The sequence below is a fragment of the Thioalkalivibrio sp. ALE20 genome (genome assembly GCF_000381405.1).
Lineage (GTDB): Bacteria > Pseudomonadota > Gammaproteobacteria > Ectothiorhodospirales > Ectothiorhodospiraceae > Thioalkalivibrio.
The window spans coordinates 30,418-52,117 of sequence record NZ_KB906474.1 but is presented as its reverse complement, the minus strand read 5'-3'; the positions used below and the strand labels follow the sequence as shown (position 1 = coordinate 52,117).

Annotated in this window: 18 protein-coding genes; 6 read left to right on the top strand and 12 right to left on the bottom strand. The window is 67.2% G+C overall.

What is annotated here, in order from left to right:
* Positions 1-45: 45 nt before the first annotated feature.
* Positions 46-1,440: a M17 family metallopeptidase gene (locus F790_RS0107375; RefSeq protein ID WP_019591248.1), complete on the top strand. Its 1,395-nt coding sequence runs from the start codon at positions 46-48 to the stop codon at positions 1,438-1,440.
* Here the strand turns inward: F790_RS0107375 and F790_RS0107370 are convergent.
* Together F790_RS0107370 and F790_RS0107365 are read right to left on the bottom strand one after the other, a co-directional pair.
* Positions 1,433-2,866 (bottom strand): Glu/Leu/Phe/Val dehydrogenase, encoded by a 1,434-nt coding sequence (locus F790_RS0107370; RefSeq protein ID WP_019591247.1) that lies wholly within the window; start codon positions 2,864-2,866, stop codon positions 1,433-1,435. The genes F790_RS0107375 and F790_RS0107370 overlap by 8 nt on opposite strands.
* 114 nt (positions 2,867-2,980) lie before the next feature.
* Complete coding sequence (locus F790_RS0107365; RefSeq protein ID WP_018869379.1) at positions 2,981-3,286, bottom strand: hypothetical protein; 306 nt, start codon at positions 3,284-3,286, stop codon at positions 2,981-2,983.
* Between the two features lie 323 nt (positions 3,287-3,609).
* On the opposite strand from F790_RS0107365, the gene dusA reads away from it, so the two are divergent.
* A complete protein-coding gene (gene dusA / locus F790_RS0107360) occupies positions 3,610-4,683 on the top strand; it encodes a tRNA dihydrouridine(20/20a) synthase DusA (RefSeq protein WP_369773035.1) in 1,074 nt (357 codons plus the stop codon).
* Between the two features lie 49 nt (positions 4,684-4,732).
* On the opposite strand, the gene F790_RS0107355 is transcribed toward dusA, so the two are convergent.
* Together F790_RS0107355 and purB are read right to left on the bottom strand one after the other, a co-directional pair.
* Positions 4,733-5,896: a cupin domain-containing protein gene (locus tag F790_RS0107355; protein WP_019591245.1), complete on the bottom strand. Its 1,164-nt coding sequence runs from the start codon at positions 5,894-5,896 to the stop codon at positions 4,733-4,735.
* A 7-nt stretch (positions 5,897-5,903) separates the two neighbouring features.
* Positions 5,904-7,271, bottom strand: coding sequence for an adenylosuccinate lyase (gene purB / locus F790_RS0107350; RefSeq protein ID WP_019591244.1), 1,368 nt, complete (start codon positions 7,269-7,271; stop codon positions 5,904-5,906).
* A 74-nt stretch (positions 7,272-7,345) separates the two neighbouring features.
* Between purB and F790_RS0107345 the strand changes: the two genes are divergently transcribed.
* On the top strand, positions 7,346-8,737 hold the full coding sequence (locus tag F790_RS0107345) for a lyase family protein (RefSeq protein WP_019591243.1): 1,392 nt from the start codon (positions 7,346-7,348) through the stop codon (positions 8,735-8,737).
* Positions 8,738-8,768: 31 nt separating this feature from the next.
* Here the strand turns inward: F790_RS0107345 and F790_RS0107340 are convergent, their stop codons facing one another.
* From F790_RS0107340 to F790_RS0107310, 7 genes are all read right to left on the bottom strand, one after another.
* The gene (locus tag F790_RS0107340; protein ID WP_019591242.1) at positions 8,769-10,721 is read right to left on the bottom strand and encodes a bifunctional diguanylate cyclase/phosphodiesterase; all 1,953 of its coding nucleotides are present in this window, start codon (positions 10,719-10,721) and stop codon (positions 8,769-8,771) included.
* Between the two features lie 30 nt (positions 10,722-10,751).
* Entirely contained in the window at positions 10,752-11,597 is an 846-nt protein-coding gene (locus F790_RS0107335) for an HDOD domain-containing protein (protein ID WP_019570310.1), read from the bottom strand.
* Complete coding sequence (locus tag F790_RS0107330) at positions 11,594-11,956, bottom strand: hypothetical protein (RefSeq protein ID WP_019570309.1); 363 nt, start codon at positions 11,954-11,956, stop codon at positions 11,594-11,596. Before F790_RS0107330 ends, F790_RS0107335 begins: the two co-directional genes overlap by 4 nt.
* 48 nt (positions 11,957-12,004) lie before the next feature.
* Positions 12,005-14,758 (bottom strand): aconitate hydratase AcnA, encoded by a 2,754-nt coding sequence (gene acnA, locus F790_RS0107325; RefSeq protein WP_026332888.1) that lies wholly within the window; start codon positions 14,756-14,758, stop codon positions 12,005-12,007.
* A 16-nt stretch (positions 14,759-14,774) separates the two neighbouring features.
* On the bottom strand, positions 14,775-15,404 hold the full coding sequence (gene hflD / locus F790_RS0107320; RefSeq protein WP_019591240.1) for a high frequency lysogenization protein HflD: 630 nt from the start codon (positions 15,402-15,404) through the stop codon (positions 14,775-14,777).
* 61 nt (positions 15,405-15,465) lie between these two features.
* Positions 15,466-16,587, bottom strand: coding sequence for a tRNA 2-thiouridine(34) synthase MnmA (mnmA, locus tag F790_RS0107315; protein WP_019591239.1), 1,122 nt, complete (start codon positions 16,585-16,587; stop codon positions 15,466-15,468).
* Positions 16,588-16,592: 5 nt separating this feature from the next.
* Positions 16,593-17,075 (bottom strand): NUDIX domain-containing protein, encoded by a 483-nt coding sequence (locus F790_RS0107310; RefSeq protein WP_019591238.1) that lies wholly within the window; start codon positions 17,073-17,075, stop codon positions 16,593-16,595.
* A gap of 100 nt (positions 17,076-17,175) precedes the next feature.
* Between F790_RS0107310 and icd the strand changes: the two genes are divergently transcribed.
* The 3 genes from icd (at position 17,176) to clpA (ending at position 21,324) form a co-directional block, all read left to right on the top strand.
* A complete protein-coding gene (icd, locus tag F790_RS0107305; RefSeq protein WP_018869391.1) occupies positions 17,176-18,438 on the top strand; it encodes an NADP-dependent isocitrate dehydrogenase in 1,263 nt (420 codons plus the stop codon).
* 277 nt (positions 18,439-18,715) lie between these two features.
* Positions 18,716-19,042 carry an ATP-dependent Clp protease adapter ClpS gene (clpS, locus tag F790_RS0107300; RefSeq protein ID WP_018869392.1) on the top strand — a complete coding sequence of 109 codons (327 nt, stop codon included), beginning with the start codon at positions 18,716-18,718 and terminating at the stop codon, positions 19,040-19,042.
* A gap of 5 nt (positions 19,043-19,047) precedes the next feature.
* Positions 19,048-21,324, top strand: a complete 2,277-nt coding sequence (clpA, locus tag F790_RS0107295; protein ID WP_019591237.1) for an ATP-dependent Clp protease ATP-binding subunit ClpA — start codon at positions 19,048-19,050, stop codon at positions 21,322-21,324.
* A gap of 104 nt (positions 21,325-21,428) precedes the next feature.
* Here clpA and infA read toward each other — a convergent pair whose 3' ends face one another.
* The gene (infA, locus tag F790_RS0107290) at positions 21,429-21,647 is read right to left on the bottom strand and encodes a translation initiation factor IF-1 (protein ID WP_018861401.1); all 219 of its coding nucleotides are present in this window, start codon (positions 21,645-21,647) and stop codon (positions 21,429-21,431) included.
* Positions 21,648-21,700: the final 53 nt, after the last annotated feature.

Here is a 21,700-nt window from a genome sequence, read left to right as displayed (position 1 = left end):
TGGCGTTATTATGGGGGCTTTGCCGTGCAGATGAGGAAGCCCCCAGTGGAATCCGTTTTTGTTGATGAGTCGTCCGCCGCCGTTGAACTGATACCCGTGACGCCGGAGTCGCTGCATGCCGCGCTGGAGGGGCGGCCCGCACGCTATGCGCGCTGGGCGCAAGCGACCGGCTTTACCGGCGAGGCCGGGGGTATCCTGCAGATCGCCGGGGACCAGGGCGAGCTGGAAGCGGCCCTGGTCGGCTACGACGTGGGCCAGCCCCTGTGGATGCTGGCTGCGGCGGCGGAATCCCTGCCGGGGGGAGATTATCGGCTGCAGGAGGCGGGGCTGACAGCGGAGGCAATCGAACGGGCGGCGGTCGGCTGGGGGCTGGGAAGGTATCGCTTTCGCCGGTATCGCAGCGAGCCACCGACCGACGACACGCCGGTGCGGCTGATCTGGCCGGACGGGGTGGATCGGGAGCGTGTCACGTCCATGGTGGCGGCGATCGGCCATACCCGCGATCTGATCAATACGGCCCCGGCCGACCTGATGCCGGGCGAACTGGCGGCGGAGGCCGAGGGTCTGGCCGATCGTCACGGCGGAACCGCCCGGGTGGTGGCGGATCCCGACGAGGTGGCCCGGGATTGGCCGTGCATCCATGCCGTGGGGCGCGCCAGTGAAAACCACCCGCGGGTGATCGAGCTGACCTGGGGGCCGGAGGATGCCCCGCCAGTGGTGCTGGTGGGCAAGGGGGTCTGTTTCGATTCGGGCGGTCTGAACATCAAGCCCGACAGCGCGATGCGGCAGATGAAGAAGGACATGGGCGGTGCGGCCACGGCGCTGGGGCTGGCCGGCCTGATCATGCGGGCCGGGCTTGCGGTGCGCCTGACGGTCCTGATCGGGGCGGTGGAGAATGCGGTGGGCTCGCGTTCCTTCCGTCCGGGCGATGTCCTGAGCACGCGCAGCGGGCGTACCGTGGAGATCGACAATACCGATGCCGAGGGCCGCCTGGTGCTGGCCGATCTGCTGGACCGTGCGGGTGAACTGGAGCCGGCCCTGGTGGTGGATTTTGCGACCCTGACCGGTGCGGCGCGAGTGGCCGTGGGGCACGAGATCGCCGCGTTCTTCGCCAGCGACGACGCCTGGGCCGCCGCCCTGGAAGAGCCGGCACGCGCGTGGGACGATCCGGTCTGGCGGCTGCCGTTGCATGCGCCGTACCGGCACATGCTGGAGAGCGACGTGGCCGACGTGGTCAACGCCAGTTCGGGCGGGCAGGCAGGGGCGATCACCGCGGCGCTGTTCCTGCAGGATTTCGTGCCGGCCGAAACGCCCTGGCTGCATTTCGACATCATGGCCTTCAACACCCGCGCACGCCCGGGCCGGCCGAAGGGTGGCGAGGCGATGGGCCTGCGGGCGGTGTTCGCGGCCCTGGAGGCCCGTTTCGGTCGGGTCAGATGACCTTCAGGTCGGGACGGGCGCGGATGATCTTGCGCAGCGCGATCAGGTACGCCGCGGTACGGTAGTCGAGGACCTCGCCATTGCTTTCCACCTCGCGCACTTCCTGCATCTCGCTGAAGGCCTCGCGCATGGTGTCGTCCAGGCCCGAGCGCACCAGATCGATCTCCTCGGCACCGCGCACGATGGATTCGCGCAGCCACTCGGGTACATCCTGGTTGGTCATCATCTCGATGGCGCTGACGATGTGTTGGCCCTGGGCCTGGTCGTAGCGGCGCTCCATGCGGCCGAAGCGGATGTGCTGGATGTTACGCACCCATTCGAAATAGGAGACCACCACGCCGCCGGCATTGACGAACACGTCGGGCAGCACCGTGATTCCGCGCTGCTGCAGGATGCGGTCGCCCTCGAAGGTGCAGGGGCCGTTGGCGGCCTCGACCACCAGGCGGGCGCGGATGCGCGGCGCGTTGTCCTCGTGGATCGCGCCTTCCAGCGCGGCCGGGACCAGCACGTCGCAGTCTTCTTCCATCAGGCGGTTGCCGTCGCGTTCGAAACGCACGCCCGGGTAGCCTTCCAGGGTGCCGGTGCGGTTCATGTAGTCATGTACCGCGTCGACATCCAGGCCCTGTTCGGAGTAGATGCCGCCGTCGCTCTTGATGATCCCGACGATGCGGACGTTGTCGTCCTGCTGCAGGAAATGGGCGAGGTGATAGCCCACGTTGCCGAAGCCCTGGACGATGACCCGCTGCTGACTCAGGCCGCCCCCGAGGCCCGCCTCCGCGACGGCCGCCTTCGAACGGAAGAAGGCCTGCAGGGCGTACTGCACGCCGCGGCCGGTGGCTTCCAGCCGGCCACGCATGCCGCCCAGATCCACCGGTTTGCCGGTCACCGAGGCGACGTGGTTGATGTCGTCCGGACGGTGCTGGCGATAGGTGTCCGCAATCCAGGCCATTTCCCGCTGGGAAGTGCCGACGTCCGGGGCCGGGACGTTCTGCGCCGGCGAGATGTAGTCGCGCTGGATCAGTTCGTGGGCGAACCGGCGGGTGATGCGTTCCAGTTCCCATTCATTGTACTGGCGCGGTTCGATGCGCAGACCGCCCTTGGAACCGCCGAACGGGATGTCGATGATTGCGCACTTGTAGGACATCAGTGCCGCGAGGGCCTCGGCGTGGGCCTGGTCCATGTTGGGTGCGAAACGCATGCCGCCCTTGACCGGAAGCCGGTGCGCCGAATGCACGGCTCGCCAGCCATGAAAGACCTCCACGCGGTCCCGGAACTGGATGGGGAAGGACACCTGGATGACCGAATCGCAGGTCTGCAGCGCCTCGCGCGCCCCGTCGGGGATCTCGAGGTAGCGCATTGCGCGTTCCACCATGCGCGAAACGTTCTGCTGGAAATCGTTGGACTGCGGGGTTGCGGGAGGCGTCATCCGGCGATTCCGTGACTGAATTCGCATCGGATTGTACATGCGCAGGCCCGCATGCAGGCAAAAAGACGCCGAAGGGTCCGCAGGACCGCTTCGGCGTGGGCAGGGGAGGGCGCGTTACCAGTCCGGAGCGCCGTCGTCTTCGTCGTCGTCTTCGTCTTCTTCTGCACCCATGGGCGCACCACCGGCATCGGCACCCCCGGCAGCACCCTCGTCTGCCGGCGGCGCACCGCCCTGAGCCCCTCCGGCGTCAGGGGCACCACCGGCTTCCGGGGGTGCGCCCGCTTCCGGTGCCCCTTCCTCGGCCGGCGGGGCACCACCCTGTTCGGCACCGCCGCCACCCATGGCGCCGGCGGTAGCCATGGAGCCAATGGTGAACAGGGAGGAGAGGGCAAAAGCGATGGCAGTCTTGCGATATTTCATGGATCTGCGCTCCTTGGAGGCTGTAGAAAGTTCTCGCAGACTCCGGAGGCCGAAGATAACGGCGAAGCCGGCGTCTGCACCCGACGGGAAAGCAGGGGCCGTGCCAGGTGAGGGAGAGGGTGTCTGGAAGCCCGAAGGGTCAGTGGGTTACGTTGGATGCTGTGAAATGGTTCCAGAGATAGCCCGGCGGCGGGCGGTCGAGTCGGTCGGACACAGCGGGTCAGGCTGACCCGTGTCGCATTGGCACAGGCAGAGTCAGGCGTTGCTGGACGTCGGGGGCGCGCCGGGACACCATGGGTGGCCCATTAATGGTTCAGTCCGGAATGTCCGATCCGCCTTCTGCCAGCCCCATCGTGTGCGCGCCGCAATCCGGCTCGCCGACGGCCTGCACGTCCTCGCTCGCGGGCGGGCCGGAGCGCTTTTCCGTCGCGCCGATGATGGACTGGACGGATCGCTGGTGCCGACGCTTCCACCGGCTTCTGACGCGGCATGCGCTGCTCTACACCGAAATGCTGCATGCCAACGCGGTGGTGCGGGGCGATCGCGCGCATCTCCTCGGCTACGCGGAGGTCGAGCATCCGCTGGCGCTGCAGCTGGGGGGATCCGAGCCCGACACGCTGGCGGAGGCCGCGCGCATTGGCGAGGACTTCGGCTACGACGAGATCAATCTCAACGTGGGCTGTCCGTCGGACCGGGTACAGTCGGGTGATTTCGGAGCCAGCCTGATGGCGACACCCGACCGGGTCGCGCGCGCGGTGGAGGCCATGCAGGCGGCGGTCGACATCCCGGTGACGGTCAAGCATCGCATCGGTATCGACGAGCAGGATTCGGATGCGGATCTGCATGCCTTCGTACGTACCGTGGCGGATGCCGGTTGCCGGCATTTCATCGTGCATGCACGCAAGGCGTGGCTGCAGGGGCTGAGTCCGAAGGACAACCGCGACGTCCCGCCGCTGGACTACGCGCGGGTACACCGGCTGAAGGCCGAATTCCCGGGGTGTGTGATCGTGCTGAACGGGGGGCTGGATGACGTGGCCGCCGCGCGCGAACATCTGACCACCCTGGACGGGGTCATGTTCGGCCGCCATGCCTATCACCATCCCTGGAGTCTGGCCGAGGTGGACCGGCTGTATTTCGGCGAGGCCTGGCGGCCGGAGCGCGCGGACGTGGTGCGCGGGCTGCTGGACATGGCCGAGGCGATGCGCCGCGACGGCGTGCCGCTGGCGCGGCTGACCCGCCACGTGCTGGGGCTGTTCCACGGCGAACCCGGGGCCCGGCAGTGGCGGCGGATCCTGACCGAGGGGGCCCATCGATCGGATGCCGGCCCCGAACTGATCGAACGGGCGGCGGCCTCCTGTCCGGCGGCGCAGGGCGAGGCGGTGGCCCCGGCCGGCTGAAGGCCGCTGCAGGGCTGGCCCCGGGCGGCAGAGCCGCTGCGTGTTTTCCTCAGTCGTCGGGCTCCAGCCACCCCTCGCGCAGGCCATCCTCCAGCACCTGATGGATCGACGGAAAGCCGGCCTCCCAGTCCGCCGCGGCGAGCGTCTCCACCGTGCAGAAGGTCTCCAGCTGATCCGGTTCCAGTGCCGACGCGGGGTGGTCGTGTCCGGCGATGCACAGTACCGGGCCGTCCGGGCCACGGTACCACGCCCGGCGGATGCCCGGATGGACGCGGTAACGCGCACCGGGCTGCGGAGCGGGGGCCTCGGTGTCGTCCGGGGGGGTCAGACCGGTGCCTGACGTGGGACGGGTCAGGAAGCGGCCGAGATACGCGTCCAGGTCGGCATCGTCCGCCGCCAGCAGGGCCCGCAGCGCGTCGCGCAATTCGCGCCGGTCGCCGGCCGGCAGCTCCCCCGGCCACTGGTCGGCGGGGCGCCCCGGATCCTCGAAGCGGGCCTGATCCCCGATCACGTTCGCGCGTTCTTCCAGGAACCCGGTCAGCACGTCGAGGATGGCCGGGGCACGGAAGCCGACGGACCAGGTCATGCACTCGCGGTCCAGGGATTCACCGTAATGCGGGACGCCCGGCGGCAGGTAGAGCATGTCTCCGGGCTCCAGCTCCCAGGAGTCGGTGGGCCGGAATTCGCGCAGGATCGCCAGCGGCAGATCCTCGAAGCATTCCGGGCTCCCGGGCGGGTCCTGGATCTGCCAGCGCCGCCGGCCAGCGGCCTGGAACAGGAAGACGTCGTACTGATCCACGTGCGGGCCCACCGAGCCGCCGGGCGGGGCGTACGAGATCATCAGGTCGTCGCGCCGCCAGCGCGGGATGAAATCGAACTGCGCGAGAAACTCCGGGCCACCCGGCCAGAAGCGCTCGACGTCACTGACCAGCAGGGTCCAGTCGCGTTCCGGCAGCCGGGCCAGGCGCTCCGGCTCGAACGGGCCGTATTCCACGTCCCAGTCGTTGCGCTCGCGATGGCCGAGGACCAGACGGCTGCCGGCCTCGGGATCGGTCGCCAGGCCGGCGAGATCGTCGGGTTCGATGGGATTCTCGAACCCGGAGATCGCGCCGCGGATCAGCAGGGGCTTCTGCTGCCAGTAATCCCGCAGGAACGCGGCCGGCGTGAGTCCGCCCAGCAGGGTCAGCGGGGTATCCGGGTCGGGCGCTGCCACGGTCGACTCAGACGTCGCGGGCCAGGCGGTCCGCCAGACCGGTGTAACGCCCGGGGGTCAGCTCGCGCAGGCGCGCGCGGGCCTCTTCGGGGATGTCCTGCTCGTCGATGAACTCGTGCAGGGCCTCGGGGGTGATCCGGCGGCCGCGGGTGAAGTCCTTGAGCTTTTCGTAGGGCGAATCGATGCCGTAGCGGCGCATCACCGTCTGCACCGCCTCGCCGAGGACTTCCCAGTTGGCATCCAGGTCCTCGTCCAGGCGTGCGGTTTCGATCTCCAGCTTGCCCAGCCCGCGGGCGAACGCCTTCCACGCGATCAGCGACCACGCGAAACCCATGCCGATGTTGCGCAGCACGGTGGAGTCGGTGAGGTCGCGCTGGAAGCGCGAGACCGGCAGCTTGCCGGCGAGGTGATCGAACACCGCGTTGGCCAGGCCCAGGTTGCCCTCGGCGTTCTCGAAGTCGATCGGGTTGACCTTGTGCGGCATGGTCGAGGAGCCGACTTCGCCCGCCACGACCTTCTGCTTGAAATAGCCCAGCGAGATGTAGCCCCAGATGTCGCGCGAGGCATCCAGCAGGATGGTGTTGGCGCGCATGAAGGCGTGGAACATCTCGGCGAGGTAGTCGTGCGGCTCGATCTGGGTGGTGTGCGAACTGGGCTCGAGGCCCAGGTCACTGACCACGCGCCGCGCCAGTGCCGGCCAGTCAACCTCCGGGTAGGCCACCACGTGGGCATTAAAGTTGCCCACCGCGCCGTTGATCTTGCCGCGGCAGACCACGCCGGCCAGCTGCTCGCGCTGGGCCTGCAGGCGATGCACGACGTTGGCGATCTCCTTGCCCATGGTGCTGGGCGAGGCCGGCTGACCGTGGGTGCGCGACAGCATCGGATGTTCGGCGAATTCCCCGCTCAGCTGGCGCAGGCGGTCGACGATGCCGTCCAGCGCCGGCAGCATCACCTCGTTGCGGGCCTCGCGCACCATCACGCCGTAGGCGAGGTTGTTGATGTCCTCGGAGGTGCAGGCGAAATGCACGAACTCCATGCGTGCGGCGAGTTCGGGGTGGTCCTGCATCTGCTCCTTGATGTAGTACTCGATCGCCTTGACGTCATGATTGGTGGTCGCCTCGATGGCCTTCACGCGTTCGCCGGCGGCGTTGTCGAATTCGGATGCGATGCGCTCCAGCGCGGCGGTGCCTTCGGCGGACAGCGCGGGGACCTCGGCGATCGCGGGCTCGGCGGCCAGCGCCTTGAGCCAGGCGATCTCGACGCGCACGCGGGCCTGCATCAGGCCCTGCTCGCTGAACCAGGGAGCAAGGTCGCGGGTGTGACGGGCATAACGGCCATCGACCGGGGCGATGGCGGTGAGGGCGTTCAGGGACATGGTCGGCCTTGTGATGGGGCTTGCTTGTGCGGCGCAGTATAATACAACGATCAAGTCGACCGCCGGAGCCAGGAATGACCCGATCAGGCCATCGCCAGGAACACGACAGCCTCGGCACCGTGGAGGTGCCCGAACATGCCCTGTGGGGCGCGCAGACCCAGCGTGCCATCGACAACTTCGCCATCGCCGGGCGCCCGCTGCCGGCGGCCTTCATCCGTGCCCTGGCGCAGGTCAAGGCGGCCTGTGCCGAGGCCAATCACGGTCTGGGCCAGCTGGACGGAGAGACCGCGCAGGCCATCGTGCAGGCGGCCGAGGCGGTGGCGCTGGGCGAGCATGCCGATGCCTTCCCGGTGGACGTGTACCAGACGGGCTCGGGCACCAGCAGCAACATGAACATGAACGAGGTGCTGGCGCATCTGGCCTCGACCGGCGCCGCCGGGGCGGTTCATCCCAATGATCACGTGAACCGCTCGCAGAGCTCGAACGATGTGATCCCCACGGCGCTGCACGTGGCCGCGCTCAACCAGCTGGAACACGAGCTTCTGCCGGCGATGCGGCGCCTGATCGCGACCATCGCACGGCGCGAGGCGGGGGCAAAGACCCTGGTCAAGACCGGTCGTACTCATCTGATGGATGCCATGCCGGTACGCCTGGATCAGGAGATGTCCGGCTGGCGTACTCAGCTGGAGCAGGCGGTGGAGCGCCTCGAGGCGACCCGCGGCCGGCTGGGGCGGCTGGCGATCGGCGCGACCGCGGTGGGTACCGGGGTCAATGCCCCGGAAGGGTTCGGCGAGCGGGTGGCGGAGCGCCTGTCCGAACGCACCGGGCTGGCATTCCGGCGCGAGCCGAACGGCTTCGCCGCACTGGCCAGCCAGGACACCGCAGTGGAGTATTCGGGGCAGCTGCGGACCGTGGCCACTGCGCTGATCAAGATCGCCGAGGACCTGCGCTGGATGAATTCGGGCCCGCTCGCGGGACTCGGCGAGATCGCCCTGCCGGCGCTGCAGCCGGGCAGTTCGATCATGCCCGGCAAGGTGAATCCGGTCATTCCCGAAGCGGTGCTGATGGCGGCGCGCCAGGTCATCGGGCTGGATGCGGCGGTCACCGCCGCCGGGGCCGCCGGCAATTTCCAGCTCAACGTGGGCCTGCCGCTGATCGCCGACAACCTGTTGCAGATGACGGGGCTGCTGGCGCGCGCCGCCGATCATCTGGGCGAGCGCGCGGTGGCGGGCTTCAGCGTCAACGAGGAAGTGATGCGTGCGGCCCTGGACCGCAACCCGATCCTGGTGACCGCGCTCAACGCCGAGATCGGTTACGAGGCGGGGGCCCGCATCGCCAAGGAGGCCTACGCCTCGGGCCGGCCGATCATCGAGGTGGCTGCGGAACACACCGGCATGGACCGCGACCGCCTGCGCGGCCTGCTGGACCCGCTGCGTCTGACCGGGGGTACGGACAACGGCGCCTGAGGCGTCCGGTCGGCACCGTTCGGGGGGCGCGTCATTCGGTCTCGGGCAGCATGCGCACGTCGTTGACGATCATCTCCCGCAATTCGTCGAAGGCGACCGGCCGGGAATAGCGAAACCCCTGGGCGTAATCGCAGCCGAATTCCCGCAGCAAGTGGATCTGCGCGTCGGTTTCCACCCCTTCGGCCACCAGCTGCATGTCCAGGCTGCGCGCCATGACCACGATCGCACGCACGATCTTGGCGTCCTCGTGGCTCTTCTCCAGATCCATCACGAAGGAGCGGTCGATCTTGAGGGTGTCGGCCGGAAGCTGCTTGAGCTGGGTCAGCGATGCATGTCCGGTACCGAAGTCGTCCACTGCCAGTGACATGCCGACTTCGCGCAGGCGCTGGAACACGCGCGCGGCGGTGTCGGCGTCATCCATGATCACGCTCTCGGTGAGCTCCAGCTCGATGCGGTCGGCGGGGATCCCGTGTTCCTCGGTGATCGCGAAGAATTCCTCCGCAAGATTGGGCTGGCGCAGCTGGCGCGCGGAGACGTTGATGGCGATATGCGGAAGCGCCTGCGCGGTTCCGGGCAGGGAGGCGAGATCGCGGCAGGCCTGTTGCAGAACCCATTCTCCGATCTGTTCGATCAGGGTCATGTCTTCCGCGATTTCCATGAACTGACCGGGGGGCAGCATCCCCAGACGCGGGTGGTCCCAGCGGATCAGGGCCTCGGCACCCACGACACGGCCGGTCGCCAGCTCGATCTTGGGCTGATAGTGCAGCCGCAGCTGGTCATCCTCGATGGCGCCGCCAAGGTCGGTTTCCAGGCGGAAGTGCCGGAAGGTACGTGAATTGAGGTCCTGGGTGTAGAAACGGAAGCCGTTGCGGCCGCGTTCCTTGGCGTCGTACATCGCGGCGTCGGCGTTGCTGAGCAGGGTGTCGGGTTCGTCGCCATCGTAGGGGAACACCGCGATCCCGGCCGAGCAGGAGGTCAGCACCGGATGCTCGGCCACCGTCCGTTCCACCGCCGTGGTCCGCACGATTTCGGTCACCAGCCGGACGACGCCCTCCAGCCCCTGGATCCCTTCCACCAGGATGCCGAACTCGTCGCCACCCAGCCGCGAGAGCGTCGGGCTGGCGCCCTGGCCACCCGTTGATCCGCGGGGACTTTCAAGCAGGGCGGAAAGGTCGGTGGCTACCTTGCGGATCAGTTCGTCCCCCGCGCGATGACCCAGCGCATCATTCAGCCGCTTGAAATTGTCCAGGTCGAGCAGGATCAGCGCGACATGGCTGGAGCCGTTGGCGTGACGTTCCATGGCCCGGGCGAGACGGTCACTGAACAGCATGCGGTTGGGCAGGTTGGTCAGCGAGTCGTGCGACATGTGATGCAGGAGCTCGCGCGATTGCCGTTCGGTGATGCGTTGCAGGGCCTGCTGGCGCCGTTCCATCAGGTGATAGAGATCCGCCGATTCCAGCGCGTAGGCCGCGTTGAACAGCACCAGGGTCAGGGCGGACATGACCAGCTCGTGGCGCGGGGTTTCGTCCCGGCCCGGCCGGGCAGCGAACATCCCGCGCACCCGGGTACGGGTGGAAATGACATGCAGCAGCACCATCCCGCCATCTTCGCCGGCGGGCAGGAATACCGGGTGGTTTTCATGCAGGGCCCAGGAGAAGGTGCCCTTCCGGATCAGCTGTTCCACCCGGTCGGGCAGGTCACCGGGGCTGTCGTCTTCCGCGTCGTGCTCGGCCAGATTGAACGAGGCGTCGCCGTCGAGCAGATAGATGGCCGACTCCGGCAGGGCCAGCAGGCGGCGCACGGCCTCCAGGGTGTTGCGCACGATGACGTCGGGGCAGCGGTTGCCCTCGGTGTCACCGAAGATCGCCGTGGTCGAGGACAGTACGTCCATCACGTAGGCATTGTCCTCGAGACTCTGCTCCAGGTAGCGGATCCGCTCCTGCAGCTGCTCGAAGTCTTCCGGGGTCCGGTACGAAGGGCTCATGGCGTCAGGGCCTTTCCGCTCATCGCGGGTTCAGTCCAGGAGGATTCGGGCCAGCTGGTCGAGCTGTTCGCGTGCCGTGTCGGCGATTTCTTCACAGGCAGCCATCTCCAGTCCGATCCGTTCGAAGGCCTCGGCATGGACCGGCGGCACCATGCGCTCTCCGGAAGAACCCAGGCGCAGGGCGTTGGCGATTGCGTCGGCGACATGCACGATGCCGGCCTCGACCGGGAAGGCGGGTGCCGCCAGCGGGTCGTGGTGATAGCGGGTGGCTTCCACGTGGGCGGGCGTCATGCCCCATTGCTCCAGCAGACCGCTGCCGATGGTCGCATGGTCGAATCCGAGAAAACGCTGTTCCGTGACGAACATCAGCTCACCGTCGCGTTCGCGCAGGTTGATCAGCTCCTCGGTATCGCGGCCGAGGCGCAGGAACAGGACCAGGCGGCCGATGTCGTGCAGCAGCCCGAACAGGTACAGCCGGTCCACATTGGCCTCGCGTCGGAAACGGGCGATCCCGCGGGCGATGATCGCAGTCGCCAGACTGTGTCGCCAGAACGAACTCATGTCCACGCCGATCACCGGCAGGCCGCGGAAATGTTCGATCACCACGGTGGACAGTACGATCTGCCGGATCTGCTGCAGGCCGATGATGGCCACTGCCCGATGCAGGGTCTCGATCTCCTGCGGGAACCCGTACAACGACGAATTGGCCAGGCGCAGGGTCTTGGCCGCGACCGTGGGGTCCAGTTCGATCGCCTCGGTGATGTCGGCGACGCTCGAGGTCGGATCGTTGATGCGTTCGACGATGGCATTGAATGCACCGGAGAAGCTGCACAGCGCGTCGTCCGCCTGCAGGAAATCTTCCAGCCGCGGCGTCATTGTGACCCCCCGCCCGTGGAGCGCCGCAGTTCATCGATCATCGCGCGTCGCGCGATGCGGTAGATCCCGTCCATCGGAAAACGCTCGATGTCGCAGTGCTGGAAGCGTTCCGCCAGCGCTTCGTCCGCGGTGGCGCCAAGGCGCGCCTCGGCGGCATCCGGATCCTCTTCGCCGGCGGTCGGCGCCGCCCCTTCTGCCGCCTCCGGGACGGGTTCGGTGGCCGGCGGGTCCCCGTCCTGGATCCGCACCTCGCTGACGCCCCAGGCCTGCAGGACCCGCAGATGCTTGTCCTGCAGGGTCATGCCCGCGGGGATCAGCAGGCGACCGGAACGGTCGTGCACCGGGGCGGCCAGCGTCATTCCGGCACGCAGTTCCGCAGTGGGGACGGTTTGCGTCATGATAGCGGTTCAGCCTTTGCCCGCCAGTTGACGCAGGACGTACGGCAATATTCCACCGTGACGGTAGTAGTCGATCTCCTGCGGGGTGTCCAGCCGCACGCGCACGCGGAATTCCTTCCGTGCACCGTCATCGGCGGTGGCGGTCACCGTCGCTTCCTTCGCCTCGCCACCCCGGATGCCGCTGATGGTATAGGTCTCCTCGCCGGTCAGGCCCAGCGATTCGGCGTTTTCGCCGTCGTGGAACTGCAGAGGCAGCACGCCCATGCCGACCAGGTTGGAGCGATGGATGCGTTCGAAGCTCTCCACGATCACCGCCCGCACGCCCAGCAGCAGGGTGCCCTTGGCCGCCCAGTCGCGCGAGGAACCGGTGCCGTATTCCTTGCCGGCGATCACCACCAGCGGGGTCCCTTCGGCCTGATAGCGCATGGAGGCGTCGTAGATCGACATCGGTTCGCCATCCGGCAGGTGCCGGGTGACGCCGCCCTGAGTGCCGGGCGCCAGCAGGTTGCGCAGGCGCACGTTGGCGAAGGTGCCGCGCATCATCACCTCGTGGTTGCCGCGCCGCGAACCGTAGGAGTTGAAGTCGGCGGGCTTGACGCCCTGTTCTTCGAGGTAACGGGCGGCGGGGCTGTCGGGCGCGATGGAGCCGGCCGGCGAAATATGGTCGGTGGTCACGGAATCCCCCAGCAGGGCCAGGACCCGTGCGCCTTCGATATCCGGGGTCTCGGCCGGCGTCATGCCCATGCCGTCGAAGTAGGGCGGCTTGCGCACGTAGGTGGAGTCTTCCTGCCACTCGAAACGGTCGCCCGCGGGGGCCTCGAGGTTGCGCCAGCGGTCCTCGCCGGTATAGAGGTCGCCATAGGCACTGGTAAAGCTGCCGGCGCCGACGTGACGGTCCACCTGCTCACGGATTTCCTGCGAACCGGGCCAGATGTCCTTGAGATAGACCGGATTGCCGGCGTCATCTTCGCCCAGCGGATCGTTGTAGAGATCCAGGTTGGTGCGGCCCGCCAGGGCATAGGCGACCACCAGCGGGGGCGAAGCGAGGAAGTTCATCTGCACCTCGGAATGGATGCGGCCTTCGAAATTCCGGTTGCCCGAGAGCACCGAGGAGACCACCAGGTCATCCTTGATGATGGCCTCGCTGATCGCCTCGGGCAACGGGCCGGAATTGCCGATGCAGGTGGTGCAGCCGTAGCCCACTACGTGGAAGCCCAGTTCTTCCAGGTCCTCCAGCAGGCCGGCGTTCTGCAGATAATCGGTGACCACGCGCGACCCGGGGGCGAGCGAGGTCTTGACCCACGGCTTGACCTTCAGACCCCGCTCGCGCGCCTTGCGCGCGACCAGGCCCGCACCCAGCATCACCGACGGATTGGAGGTGTTGGTGCAGGAGGTGATCGCCGCGATCACCACGTCGCCGTGGTCCAGGGTGAAGGTCTCGCCGTTCATCTCGATGGCGGTGTGGTGCGGTTCCTCCGCCTGATGTTCCACGCCCACCGCGGTGTGACCGCCCTCGGCCGCAAAGCGCTCGGCTTCGGCCGGTTCGTCGGCCCCCGAGGCGCGTTCCTTCAGCAGGGTATCCAGGTGCTGGCTGATCATGGCTCCGGCACGGCCCAGCGGGATGCGGTCCTGGGGCCGTTTGGGGCCCGCCAGACTGGGTTCCACCGAGGAAAGGTCGAGTTCCAGCAGGTTGCTGTAGCGCGCCACCGGGGCGCTGTCGTCGCGCCACAGGCCCTGTTCGCGGGCATAGGACTCGATGAACCGGACGTGGCCTTCTTCGCGGCCGGTCAGGCGCAGGTACTCCAGGGTTTCGTCGTCGATCGGGAAGATCCCGCAGGTCGCGCCGTATTCCGGAGCCATGTTCGCGATGGTTGCGCGGTCGGCCAGCGGGAGATCGGCCAGGCCGTCGCCGAAGAACTCGACGAACTTGCCGACCACGCCGTGCTTGCGCAGCTGCTCGACGATCACCAGCACCAGGTCGGTGGCGGTCGCGCCCTCGGCCAGCTTGCCGGTCAGGCGGAAGCCGACCACCTGCGGGATCAGCATGGAGATCGGCTGGCCGAGCATGGCGGCCTCGGCCTCGATCCCGCCCACGCCCCAGCCCAGCACGCCCAGGCCGTTGATCATGGTGGTGTGCGAGTCGGTGCCGACGAGGGTGTCGGGATAGGCCATGCAGCTGCCGTCGGCGCGGTCCTCGAGGAACACGGTGCGCGCCAGGTACTCCAGGTTGACCTGGTGCACGATGCCGGTATCCGGGGGCACGACCTTGAAGGTCTCGAACGCCTGCTGGCCCCACTTGAGGAAGCTGTAGCGTTCGCGGTTGCGCGAATACTCCAGCTCGGCGTTCAGGTTCATTGCATCCGGATTGCCGTAGGCGTCGACCTGCACCGAGTGGTCGATCACCAGTTCCGCCGGCTGCAGCGGCGCGATTTTCGCCGGATCGCCGCCGAGGTCTTCCATCGCATCGCGCATTGCGGCCAGGTCGACCACCGCCGGGACCCCGGTGAAATCCTGCAGCAGCACGCGTGCCGGGCGGAACGCGATTTCGCGCGCGGGTTCCGCGGCCGGGTCCCAGTCGAGCAGCCCCTCGATGTCGTCGCGGGTGATGGTGCGCCCGTCTTCGTGGCGCATCAGGTTTTCCAGCAGCACCTTGAGCGCGAAGGGCAGGGTCTGCGCGCGCGGGTCGTCGGCGATCGGGACGTACTGGCACTCGTGTCCGCCGGCGGACAGGGTGCGGGTGTTCCGGGGCATAGCGTCGCTCATGATGCGTCCATCCGATTCAGGTGTTGAGACGTTGAAGAATGCGGTCGGCCTCGTTCATCAGGCGCTTGCGCCCGAACAGGAGCTTCCAGCGCGAGCCGCCGGCCTGGCGCCAGAGCACGGCGCCGCGGATGCCGGCCAGCAGCAGCGCGCGAATACGGGCCGCGGTATCCGGGTTGGATAGATTGTTCTGTTCGCCCTGGACGATGATGCGGGGGCCGAGCTCGGAGATGGTCTCCTTGTAGATCTCGCCCAGCCGCGAGATTACGCTCTCGTGAGTCAGGGTGAAGTAGTCCACCTGACGCTGGGCGCCCTGCAGGCCGTCGGCCAGCTGCTGCATCATGTCGCCGCGCTTCTGCAGCTTGCGCTCGAGAAAGATCAGCCCCACCGCATAGCGGGTAATCTCCATGTCCGGCGGCTTGCCGCCGCTTTCCAGCTGGGTCCGTACGCGTTCCAGCCCGGTACGCAGGCTGACTTCGCCGCGATAGATCTCCTCGGGCGTGGTCGCGTCGAAGGCGAACAGGCTCCCGATCAGGACCTCCAGCTCGTATTCGTCGCAGGAGCCTCGCCAGGCCAGGTCCTTGACCAGGCTCGCGGCCTGAAAGATGGCCGCCAGTGCCAGGGTGCGGTTGTGGTCGCTGCGCTCCAAGCCGTGTCCGTCCGGGTCTGGGTATCAGGGCTCGCACTATACCGGAAACCGGCCGCCGGACTCATGCCCCGGCGGCCACCGGGGTGTCCGAGGGCAGGGTGCGGCGCGTGGCGATCACCCCCCCGCCGAGACAGGTACCGTCGTGGTAGAACACCACGGACTGACCGGGTGTCGCCGCACGCTGGGGCTGATCGAAGACTACCCGGGTGCGTCCGCCCGCCGCCAGGTGGATGCGACAGTCCTGCAGTGGCTGGCGGTGACGCAGGCGTGCCTGCAGGCGCTCGCCTTCGGCGGGCACGCGATGGATCCAGTGCACGGGTTCGGTCGTCAGTTCCGGGCTCATCAGCAGCGGATGGGCCGAATCCTGCGCCACGATCAGGCGGTTGCCCGCGAGGTCCTTGTCGACCACGTACCACGGGGCATCGGCCGCGCCCTCGACGCCGCCGATGCCCAGCCCCTGGCGCTGGCCGAGGGTGTAGAACATCAGTCCGTGATGCCGCGCGATTGCCCGACCGTCCGGCGTGCAGATGTCGCCCTCGCTACCCTCGAGATAACGGGCGAGGAACTCGCGGAACGGGCGCTCGCCAATGAAACAGATGCCGGTGGAATCCTTGCGCGCGTGATTGGGCAGGCCGTGCTCGTATGCCAGCTCGCGCACCCGTTTCTTGGGCAGGTCGCCCAGCGGGAAGCGCGCCGGACGCAGCTGTGCCTGATCCAGGGCGTGCAGGAAATAGGTCTGGTCCTTGTTGGCGTCCGCGGCGAGTCGCAGTTCGCTGTGGTCGGGGCCGTGCCAGGCGCGGGCGTAGTGTCCGGTGGCGATGGCGTCGGCGCCCAGTGCCTGCGCCTGCTCGAGAAAGGCGCGGAACTTGATCTCGCGGTTGCAGAGGATGTCCGGGTTGGGGGTGCGGCCGGCGCGGTACTCGTGCAGAAAGTGGTTGAAGACCCGCTGGCGGTAATCCTCCGCGAAGTTCGCCTTGTGCAACGGGATCTCCAGCGTGGCCGCGACCTCGCGGGCCATCGCGTAGTCGTCCTCGGCCGCGCACTGGCCGTCGGTGTCGTCGTCTTCCCAGTTCTTCATGAACAGGCCCTCCACGCGGTGGCCGGCTTCCACCAGGCGCAGGGCGGCGACGGCCGAGTCCACGCCGCCGGAGAGCCCGACGATAATTCGTTCACTGGTGGCCATGCCGCTCATTCCTCGGGGCGTGCGGGGGCGGGCCGCACGTTGTCGACGAGTTCGCCGGCGGATTCCAGCGGCAGGCGCAGACCCGATTCCCAGCGTCGCAGGCTGCGGGCCACCAGCGGGCTGCGCAGGGGGTGATCGTTCAGCGCGGTGGCGGCTTCCAGCCAGTGGGTGGCGAGGATTGCGGGGTCGCGGCGGATCGGCTGCGCCGGTGTCGACACCGTGCCGGTGAAGGCCACGCGCAGGATGACCGCGCCGTCGGCCAGACGCAGCAGGTCGCAGCCCAGCGAGTGCTGCGGGGTGAATTCGAGGGCCGTCTCTTCGCGGACCTCGCGCCGCACCGCGGCGATCAGGTCCTCGTCCGGGTCGAGATGGCCCGCGGGCTGATTGAGAACGCGCAGGCCCGCGTCCTCTTCCTCGACAAACAGGAAACGGCCTCGATTCTCGATGACCGCGGCGACGGTGATATGGCAGCGCAGGCGTTCATTCATGATGCAATGATACCCGCCGCCCGGCGGCGAAGGCCACGGAGGCCATGTATAATCGCCGAAATCCAAATCCCAATGACACGGCGCTGCAAAAGGAGTCTTCATGGCGTACCAGCACATTCGCATCCCGGAGAAAGGCCAACCCATCGAGGTGGGCAAGGACGGCGGCCTGGTGGTGCCCGACCACCCGGTGATCCCCTATATCGAGGGGGACGGCATCGGCGTGGACATCACCCCGGTGATGCGCCGGGTGACGGATGCGGCGGTGGAGAAGGCCTATGGCGGCCAGAAGGCGATCGAGTGGATGGAAGTCTATGCCGGCGAGAAGGCCACGCAGGTCTACGACGATGACTCCGGTCTGCCCGATGAGACGCTGGATGCGGTGCGCGAGTACAAGGTTTCGATCAAGGGCCCGCTGACCACTCCGGTGGGCGGCGGCTTCCGTTCGCTGAACGTGGCGCTGCGGCAGAAGCTGGATCTGTATGTCTGTCTGCGTCCGGTGCGCTACTACCAGGGCACGCCCAGCCCGCTGAAGGAGCCGGAAAAGACCGACATGGTGATCTTCCGCGAGAACTCGGAGGATATCTACGCCGGCATCGAGTTCGAATCCGGCACGCCCGAGGCGAAAAAGCTGATCGGCTTCCTGCAGGACGAGATGGGCGTGCGCGAGATCCGTTTCCCGGATACCGCCGGCATTGGCGTGAAGCCGGTCTCCAGCGAGGGCACGAAGCGCCTCGTGCGCCAGGCCATCCAGTACGCGATCGACAATGACCGCCCGTCGGTGACCCTGGTGCACAAGGGCAACATCATGAAATTCACCGAGGGCTCCTTCAAGGCCTGGGGCTACGAGCTGGCGCGCGAGGAATTCGGTGCCGAGGACCTCGACGGTGGCCCGTGGCAGGTGTTCCGGAACCCGAAGACCGGTCGCGAGATCGTAATCAAGGACGTCATCGCGGATGCCTTCCTGCAGCAGATCCTGCTGCGCCCGGAGGACTACTCGGTGATCGCCACCCTGAACCTGAACGGGGACTATATCTCCGACGCCCTGGCTGCCCAGGTCGGCGGGATCGGCATCGCCCCCGGGGCCAACATCTCGGACACCACCGCGATGTTCGAGGCCACGCACGGTACCGCGCCCAAGTATGCCGGCCAGGACAAGGTCAATCCGGGCTCGCTGGTGCTGTCGGCCGAGATGATGCTGCGCCACCTGGGCTGGACCGAGGGGGCGGATCTCGTGGTGCGCGGCATGGAGGGCGCGATCGCCGCCGGCGAGGTGACGTATGACTTTGCGCGGCTGATGGACGGGGTGGAACCGATCGCCTGCTCCGCCTTCGGCGAGGCGATGATCCGCCACATGGACGACTGAACGACCCGGGCGCAGGCAGCCAGTGGAGATGCAGCCTGTGGGAGGCCAGCCTGTGGTGGGAGGCCTGCCCCTGTGGGAGCGCAGCCCTCTGCGCGATCAGGCATGACCGATCGGCCAAGGGGCTGGCCTCCCACAGGGGCAGGGCCTCCCGCAGGGGCAGGCCTCCCGCGCCATGCGGACACTTGGCAAGCGCCGGGAACCGTTCGATGATGTCAGGACTCTACAGAAATGAACACGCGGTGCCCGAGGGCGCCACGGGTGCGAGCTGGACCGAGAAATGAGTGACGACAAGCCCCGCCAACCCGATCACGACGATTCCGTTGCGGTCGACGAATCGAGGCCGGAACTCAAGCCGCCACGGCAGTACAAGGTCGTGTTGAACAACGACGACTACACGCCGATGGAATTCGTGGTGGAGGTCCTGGAGACCTTCTTCGGCATGGATCGCGAGAAGGCCACCCGGGTGATGCTGCAGGTGCATACCCGGGGCAAGGGCGTGTGCGGCATCTATACCCGCGATGTCGCCGAGACCAAGGTGGCCCAGGTGAATGAATACGCCCGGAGCCATCAGCACCCACTGCTATGCTCGATGGAGGAGGCCTGACCCCCATGCTCGACAAGGAACTCGAATTCAGTCTGAACCTGGTCTTCAAGGAGGCCCGCGAGAAACGCCACGAGTTCGTGACCGTGGAGCACTTGCTGATGGCCCTGGCCCAGAACCCCAGTGCAGCCACCGTACTGCGTGCCTGCGGTGCGGATCTTGACCGGATCCGCGACGAACTGGAGTCCTACATCGACGAAAACACCCCGCGGATCCCGCCGAACGACACGCGCGAGACCCAGCCGACCCTCGGTTTTCAGCGGGTCCTGCAGCGCGCGGTGTTCCACGTGCAGTCCAGTGGTCGCAAGGAGGTCTCCGGGGCCAACGTCCTGGTGGCGCTGTTCGGCGAGCAGGACAGTCAGGCGCTGTACGTGCTGGGCCAGCAGAACATCTCGCGTCTGGACGTGGTCAACTTCATTTCCCACGGTATCTCGAAGGTCGGCGAGGACGAGCTCGGCCAGATTCACCAGGAGCAGGCGGAGGAATCCTCCGAGCAGCAGGGCGAGACGGTGACCGAAGAAAAGACCAACGCGCTGCAGCTGTACGCGACCAACCTCAACGAGAAGGCGCGCAATGACGAGATCGACCCGCTGATCGGGCGGGACCACGAGATCGAGCGCACCATCCAGATCCTCTGCCGGCGGCGCAAGAACAACCCGCTGCTGGTGGGCGAGGCCGGGGTCGGCAAGACCGCGATCGCCGAGGGGCTGGCGCGGCGTGTGGTCGATGGCCAGGTGCCGGAAGCGATCGAGGAAGCCACGGTCTATGCCCTGGACCTGGGCGCGCTGGTGGCCGGAACCAAGTATCGCGGCGACTTCGAAAAACGCCTGAAAGGGGTGCTCGCCCAGCTCAAGAAGGAACCCGCCGCGGTCCTGTTTATCGACGAGATCCATACCATCATCGGGGCCGGTGCCGCGTCCGGCGGGGTAATGGATGCCTCGAACCTGATCAAGCCGATGCTGGCCTCCGGTGAGCTCAAGTGCATCGGTTCGACCACCTATCAGGAGTATCGCGGGATCTTCGAAAAGGACCGCGCACTGGCGCGGCGTTTCCAGAAGATCGAGGTACCCGAGCCCACGGTGGATGAAACTTATCAGATCCTGCGAGGGCTCAAGTCGCGTTTCGAGTCGCACCACAACGTGCGCTTTACCAAGCCGGCGCTGCAGGCTGCGGCGGAGCTGTCGGACCGCTACATCACCGATCGGTTCCTGCCGGACAAGGCGATCGACCTGATCGACGAGGCGGGGGCCAGTCGCCAGCTGTTGCCGGTGAGCCAGCGCAAGAAGACCATCGGCGTGCAGGACATCGAGAACATCGTGGCCAAGATCGCGCGGATTCCGCCGAAATCGGTGTCCAGCACCGACAAGGAGACCCTGCGCAACCTGGAACGCAACCTGAAGATGACGGTGTTCGGCCAGGACGAGGCCATCGGCACCCTGAGCACCGCCATCAAGATGTCGCGCTCCGGCCTGGGTGACCAGGACAAGCCGATCGGTTCCTTCCTGTTCGCCGGTCCGACCGGTGTCGGCAAGACCGAGGTCACGCGTCAGCTGGCCCAGCAGATGGGTATCCATCTGGCCCGCTTCGACATGTCCGAATACATGGAGCGCCACACGGTCTCGCGGCTGATCGGTGCGCCGCCGGGTTATGTCGGCTACGACGAGGGCGGCCTGCTGACGGACGCCATCCTCAAGCATCCGCATTCGGTGCTGCTGCTGGACGAGATCGAAAAGGCGCACCCGGACGTGTTCAACGTGCTGCTGCAGGTGATGGACCACGGCACGCTGACCGACGCCAACGGAAGGGAAGTGGATTTCCGCAACGTGATCCTGGTGATGACCACCAACGCCGGTGCCGAAGCGGCTTCGCGGCCGTCGGTGGGCTTTACCCGCAAGGATCACTCCACTGACGCGATGGAGGCCATCAAGCGGACCTTCACCCCGGAATTCCGCAACCGTCTGGATGCCACCATCCAGTTCGGCCCGCTGGACGAGGCGACCATCCTGAACGTGGTCGACAAGTTCCTCACCCAGCTCCAGGCCCAGCTGGACGAGAAGAAGGTGACCCTGACGGTGGAATCCGAGGCGCGCGCCTGGCTGGCCGAACACGGCTACGACGCCCAGATGGGTGCGCGGCCGATGGGACGGACCATCCAGGAGCACATCAAGAAGCCGCTGGCGGACGAACTCCTGTTCGGCAAGCTGGCGCAGGGTGGCGAAGTGACCGTGCGCCTGGGCGAGGACGGCCTCGAGATGGACATCCACGAACCCGCCGTCTCTTCCTGACCCGACCGCGACCGGGACACTGCGAGCCTGTGGTGTCCCTCACGAAAAAGGCCGGCACCCCTCGGGGCGCCGGCCTTTTGCATGCCGGAGAGACTGTGGCGCGCTTACTTGTTGCGGTAGACGATGCGACCCTTGCTCAGGTCGTAGGGCGTCATCTGCACGATGACCTTGTCGCCGCGCAGGATCCGGATATAGTGCTTGCGCATCTTCCCGGAGATGTGCGCGGTGATCGTGTGCCCGTTCTCGAGCTCCACCCGGAAGGTGGTGTTGGGGAGCGTCTCGACGACCGTTCCTTCGAGCTCGATTTCGTCTTCCTTCGCCATGCAGTTCCTCGCGTAATGAGTCAGGGTTGCGACATTATGCGGATGCGTGGACG

Coding starts and splice junctions, on each gene's coding strand:
- F790_RS0107370 (WP_019591247.1), bottom strand. CDS start 2,866: ATGACGCCTCCCGCAACCCCGCAGTCCAACGATTTCCAGCAGAACGTT.
- acnA (WP_026332888.1), bottom strand. CDS start 14,758: ATGAGCGACGCTATGCCCCGGAACACCCGCACCCTGTCCGCCGGCGGA.
- F790_RS0107365 (WP_018869379.1), bottom strand. CDS start 3,286: ATGAAATATCGCAAGACTGCCATCGCTTTTGCCCTCTCCTCCCTGTTC.
- F790_RS0107340 (WP_019591242.1), bottom strand. CDS start 10,721: ATGAGCCCTTCGTACCGGACCCCGGAAGACTTCGAGCAGCTGCAGGAG.
- infA (WP_018861401.1), bottom strand. CDS start 21,647: ATGGCGAAGGAAGACGAAATCGAGCTCGAAGGAACGGTCGTCGAGACG.
- icd (WP_018869391.1), top strand. CDS start 17,176: ATGGCGTACCAGCACATTCGCATCCCGGAGAAAGGCCAACCCATCGAG.
- F790_RS0107335 (WP_019570310.1), bottom strand. CDS start 11,597: ATGACGCCGCGGCTGGAAGATTTCCTGCAGGCGGACGACGCGCTGTGC.
- dusA (WP_369773035.1), top strand. CDS start 3,610: ATGTCCGATCCGCCTTCTGCCAGCCCCATCGTGTGCGCGCCGCAATCC.
- clpA (WP_019591237.1), top strand. CDS start 19,048: ATGCTCGACAAGGAACTCGAATTCAGTCTGAACCTGGTCTTCAAGGAG.
- clpS (WP_018869392.1), top strand. CDS start 18,716: ATGAGTGACGACAAGCCCCGCCAACCCGATCACGACGATTCCGTTGCG.
- F790_RS0107345 (WP_019591243.1), top strand. CDS start 7,346: ATGACCCGATCAGGCCATCGCCAGGAACACGACAGCCTCGGCACCGTG.
- purB (WP_019591244.1), bottom strand. CDS start 7,271: ATGTCCCTGAACGCCCTCACCGCCATCGCCCCGGTCGATGGCCGTTAT.
- mnmA (WP_019591239.1), bottom strand. CDS start 16,587: ATGGCCACCAGTGAACGAATTATCGTCGGGCTCTCCGGCGGCGTGGAC.
- F790_RS0107310 (WP_019591238.1), bottom strand. CDS start 17,075: ATGAATGAACGCCTGCGCTGCCATATCACCGTCGCCGCGGTCATCGAG.
- F790_RS0107330 (WP_019570309.1), bottom strand. CDS start 11,956: ATGACGCTGGCCGCCCCGGTGCACGACCGTTCCGGTCGCCTGCTGATC.